This window comes from Polaromonas sp. P3_C2, from assembly GCF_056402675.1.
Map to the genome: position 1 here is coordinate 1 of NZ_JBFUGX010000388.1, position 4028 is coordinate 4028.

Annotated in this window: 6 protein-coding genes; all 6 read right to left on the reverse strand. The window is 62.6% G+C overall.

Features of this window, described 5'->3' with window-relative positions; genetic code table 11:
- Nucleotides 1-561, reverse strand: a 561-nt coding sequence (locus AC1DWI_RS15575; RefSeq protein ID WP_477725166.1) for a TRAP transporter large permease subunit, incomplete at its 3' end; no start/stop codon positions are given.
- Nucleotides 558-1037 carry a TRAP transporter small permease gene (locus AC1DWI_RS15580; protein ID WP_477670928.1) on the reverse strand — a complete coding sequence of 160 codons (480 nt, stop codon included), beginning with the start codon at nucleotides 1035-1037 and terminating at the stop codon, nucleotides 558-560. The genes AC1DWI_RS15580 and AC1DWI_RS15575, both read right to left, overlap by 4 nt.
- Nucleotides 1038-1063: 26 nt before the next feature.
- Nucleotides 1064-2080, reverse strand: coding sequence for a sialic acid TRAP transporter substrate-binding protein SiaP (locus AC1DWI_RS15585; RefSeq protein ID WP_477725167.1), 1017 nt, complete (start codon nucleotides 2078-2080; stop codon nucleotides 1064-1066).
- A gap of 78 nt (nucleotides 2081-2158) precedes the next feature.
- The gene (locus tag AC1DWI_RS15590) at nucleotides 2159-3091 is read right to left on the reverse strand and encodes a dihydrodipicolinate synthase family protein (RefSeq protein ID WP_477670926.1); all 933 of its coding nucleotides are present in this window, start codon (nucleotides 3089-3091) and stop codon (nucleotides 2159-2161) included.
- Complete coding sequence (locus AC1DWI_RS15595) at nucleotides 3088-3801, reverse strand: GntR family transcriptional regulator (RefSeq protein WP_477670925.1); 714 nt, start codon at nucleotides 3799-3801, stop codon at nucleotides 3088-3090. The genes AC1DWI_RS15590 and AC1DWI_RS15595 overlap by 4 nt, the downstream gene beginning before the upstream one ends.
- 2 nt (nucleotides 3802-3803) lie before the next feature.
- Nucleotides 3804-4028, reverse strand: a 225-nt coding sequence (locus AC1DWI_RS15600; RefSeq protein ID WP_477725168.1) for an RbsD/FucU domain-containing protein, incomplete at its 5' end; no start/stop codon positions are given.

A 4028-nucleotide genomic window follows, 5' to 3' on the forward strand; every position in this document is an offset into this window, starting at 1 on the left:
CAGCCCGGCCATCAGGAAGCCCGGCACCACGCCACCCAGAAAGAGGGCACCGACCGAAGCGCCCGACACCAGTGCGTAAATCACCATGGGGATAGACGGCGGGATGATGGGGCCCAGCGTGGCGCTGGCCACCACCACCGCGCCAGCAAAGCCGCGCGTGTATTCCGGTTTTTTCAGCATCTGGCGAATCGTGACCAGGCCGGGACCGGCCGCGTCGGCGATGGCGCTGCCGCTCATGCCCGAGAAAATCACGCTGACCAGAATGTCCACCTGCGCCAGGCCGCCGCGAAAGCGGCCCACCAGGATGCGGCAAAAGTCAAAGATCCGTTCACTGACTGTGCCGGCATTCATGATGTTGGCGGCGAACACAAAAAGCGGCACTGCCAGCAGCACGTAGCTGTTGTAAAGGCCGTTGCCGATCTGCTCGGCCACCAGGCCGATGTCCTGTCCCTTGACTGCAAGGTAGCCGATGCCCGCCGCGATCATCGAAAAACCGATGGGCATGCGCAGCAGCATGCCGCCCGCCAGCACCCCAACCAATACCCAGATAGCGCTTGTCATATCCGCAGCTCCGCTTCAAGACCCTTGCCACGGATCGCGTTCCAGATCGCCCAGGCCGAGCGCACCGCCAGAGCGGCGAGCAGCAGCACAAAAGGCATGAAAACCCATTGGAAAGACACGCCCAGCACGGGCGTTCCTTCGCGGGCCATGAAGTGCACATAGTCCCAGCAGCCCGGAATGCCCCAAGCCGCCAGGCCGCCAACCAGCAGGTTGCCGGTAATCGCCATGGCTTGCCGGCCGCGGTAGGGCATGTTATTCCAGACCAGGTCGAACACCACATGCTCGCGCTCGGGCACCACCACGGCGGCGGCCCACAGAATGACCCAGACATAGAGGATCACGGCTGCCTCGTCCGTCCAGGCCAGCGGTTTGTTGAAGGCAAAACGCGCCGTGATCTGGATCACGAACACGATGAACAGGGTCAGGAAGAGTCCGCCGCCAATCAGGTTGGCGGTTTTTTGGAGCCAGCTTTTCATGGTTGTTTCAGGGTGGTCCGCTCGACTTACTTGGTGGCGTTGATGCGCTCAAGCAGGCCTTTGGGCCAGACCTTGGCGTACTCGGAGTTGAGGTAAGTCGTCTGCACTGTTTTGCGGAAAGCGTCCACATCCGGCGTGGTGACAGTGAGGCCTTCTTTCTTGAAGAACTCGACGAGCTGGCCTTCTTCCTTGATGCGGTTTTCATTGTTGTAGRCGGMMGCGGCCTGYGCSGCSGCTTTGACCTTGGTCTTTTGCGCCGGRYTCATSGCGTTGTARGCCTTGTTSGAAATCGMGATGAAGATCCCGTCCACCAGGTGGCTGGTCAGTACGATCTGCTTGGTCACYTCATAGAACTTCGCAGCGCGCACGGAGGGCAGGGGGTTGTCCTGGCCGTCGATGGTGCCGGTCTTCAGGCCCAGGTAGACCTCGCCAAAGGCCAGCGGCGTCGGCGTGGCGCCCAGTGCCTCACCCAGGAACAGCCATTCCTTGGAGCCTGGCATGCGCAGCTTCACACCCTTGAGGTCGGCGGGAACCTTGACGTTGCGGGCCTCACGCAGGTTGACCTGACGTGTGCCGAGGTACACGGTGGACAGCGGCGTSACTTCCATTTTCTCGGAAACCATCTTGAACATCTCGGTGCCGATGGGGCCGKWGAACACCTTTTGCTGRTGGTCCGGGTCGCGCACGATGTAGCCGGCSGTGAAGATCGAGAACTCGGGMACCAGYTTGGCGATGTCAAARGCSGARATSGASGASAGCTCRAGRTTKCCGCGCGCCATGGCGGYGGGCTCKGTGCCCTGCTTGAASAGCGAKGCGTTCAGGTTGATCTGCACGTCGAAYTCGCCGGGCGCGCTYTTTTCRAGGTTYTCCTTGAAGACSGTCCACATCTTGGCGTGCCAGTCATCGGGCACGGCCGGCGTGGAAACGCGCAGCACGACCTTGTTCTGTGCCTGTGCGGCGGGCAGCAGGGCGCCCATCAGCAGCACGGCGGAAGCGGTGCCCAGCAGGCTGCGGCGGAAAATACCTTTGAGGGAAGCTGTCATGTTGTCTCCTTTGTCGTTACTTTGTCGTGAAGTCGCGTGAAATTATTGAAACCGTACCGGGACCAGCCCGGCGTGGCGTCACTCGGATTTTGTATTAATCCCGAAGGCGCTGATGGTTTTTTCCAGCGCCGTGTATTCGTCGGTTGTCAAAGCCACCAGCGGTGCGCGCACGCGCAGCCAGGTCTTGTCGCCGCTCAGCATGGCCATGATCCCCTTGAGTGCGGGCATCAGCGAATAGGGGCCCAGCATGCCGATGAGCTCGACAACGCGCTCGCGTTCGGCGGGCGTGCTGGGGGCGTCGGGTTCTGTGACCAGCCGCTTGACCAGTCGCGGCATGAAATTGGCCAGGCCGCTGATGGCGCCGGTGCTGCCGCGGCGGCCCATCTCCGGCAGGTCGGGTTCAAAACCGACGTAGACCGTGATGTCTTTCATGAACGCGTCGGACAGGCCGACCGAGTGCGCGGTGGTGCAGGCGCTGTCCTTGATGCCGACGATGGTGTCCGGGTACTGCTTCTTGAGCGTGCTGATCACATGGTGCGACAGCGGAACGCCCGTGACCTGGGGGATGTGATACAGGTACAGCTTGAAAGGCGTGCCGGCCATGCCGTCGATCACATAGCGGTAGCTGTCGATGACGCCCTGGTCAGACACGCCCTTGAGGAAAAACGGCGGCAGCATCAGGCAGCCGTGCACCCCCGCCTTGACGGCGTGGCGCGTCAGCTCCAGCGTTTCGGGCAGGGCGGCGCAGCTGGTTGACACCATGATCTGCGCGGCCGGAATGCCGTTCTTGATGAGCTGCTCAATGGCTTCCTTGCGCTCGGCCAGAGAGAATGATGGCCCTTCGCCGGTGGTGCCAAAAGCCGTGACACCAGGGCAGCCGTTGGCAATCAGGTGCTTGCAGTGGGCGGCAAATTTGGCGTGGTCAATGCTGAGGTCGGCATTGAGCGGTGTGAGCAGGGCAGGCCAGATGCCGCGGAATGCGGCGTTGGGGGCTGCGGGGGAAATCGTCATTCAGGGTTCTCCAAAGACCACGGCATATCGGGCCGCGGCAGTCCTAGCACACGTCGGTGCGCGCTTTCAATGTGGTGGCTCAGGCGTTCGATCACGGCAGGCGCGTCGCGCCGCTTGAGGGCGTCGATAAACCAGAGGTGCTCTTCCATGGCGGGAATCAGCACGTCGGGTGAAAGGGTCGAGCCTTCGAGCTTGATCAGTCGCACGCGCAGGCTGTTGATGCGGTAGACCTCGGAGATCAGCTCGTTGCCCAGTGCGTCGATCATCAGGTCGTGCAGGCCCCAATCCACCGCGGTGGCGTCCTTGAGCAGGCTGTCGTCAATGGCCTTTTTCCGCGCACGCTTGACGATGTTCAGGTGCGCCTGCTCGATGGCTGCGAGGTCGGCATCGGACACGGTGGTGACAAAACGGATGGCGGCCTCGCGCTCCAGCAGGCGGCGCAGCTGAAAGGCGTTGTTGATCAGTTTCAGATCTACGTGAGCGACCTGCAGGCCGCGCTGCGGCACGGTCTTGAGCAGGCCCTCGGCCTCCAGGCGGGGAATGAGCTCACGCACGGCACCCAGCGGCATACCCAGCAGCTGCATCAGTTCGCGCTGCGAAACAAACTGCCCGGGGCGAATGTTGGCATCGACGATCTGCTGCTGAAAGCTCTCATAGGCCTGCGCACGCAGGCTGATGGGCGGGCTGTGGGGGGCTTGCGCCGCGTTCACGGTCAGCTCGCGTCGCTGGATATGACGCCCTTGCGCAGCAGGATGTTGCCGTACTTGCGCTGCTCGCCCGTCTGCAGGATCAGGAAGGCCGCTTCGGTGCGCGCATAAAACTCAAACCGTTCCAGCGTGGCGGCGGGCCGCTCGGCCGCCTGGGCCAGCAGCGCGGAAAATTCGGCGACAGGGGCGGGCACAGCGCCGGCATCACCGACCACCTGCATCGTCCAGGC

What these genes read in the sequence shown, in the direction of transcription:
- AC1DWI_RS15580 (WP_477670928.1), bottom strand. Translation starts at nt 1,037, where the DNA reads ATGAAAAGCTGGCTCCAAAAAACCGCCAACCTGATTGGCGGCGGACTC.
- AC1DWI_RS15590 (WP_477670926.1), bottom strand. Translation starts at nt 3,091, where the DNA reads ATGACGATTTCCCCCGCAGCCCCCAACGCCGCATTCCGCGGCATCTGG.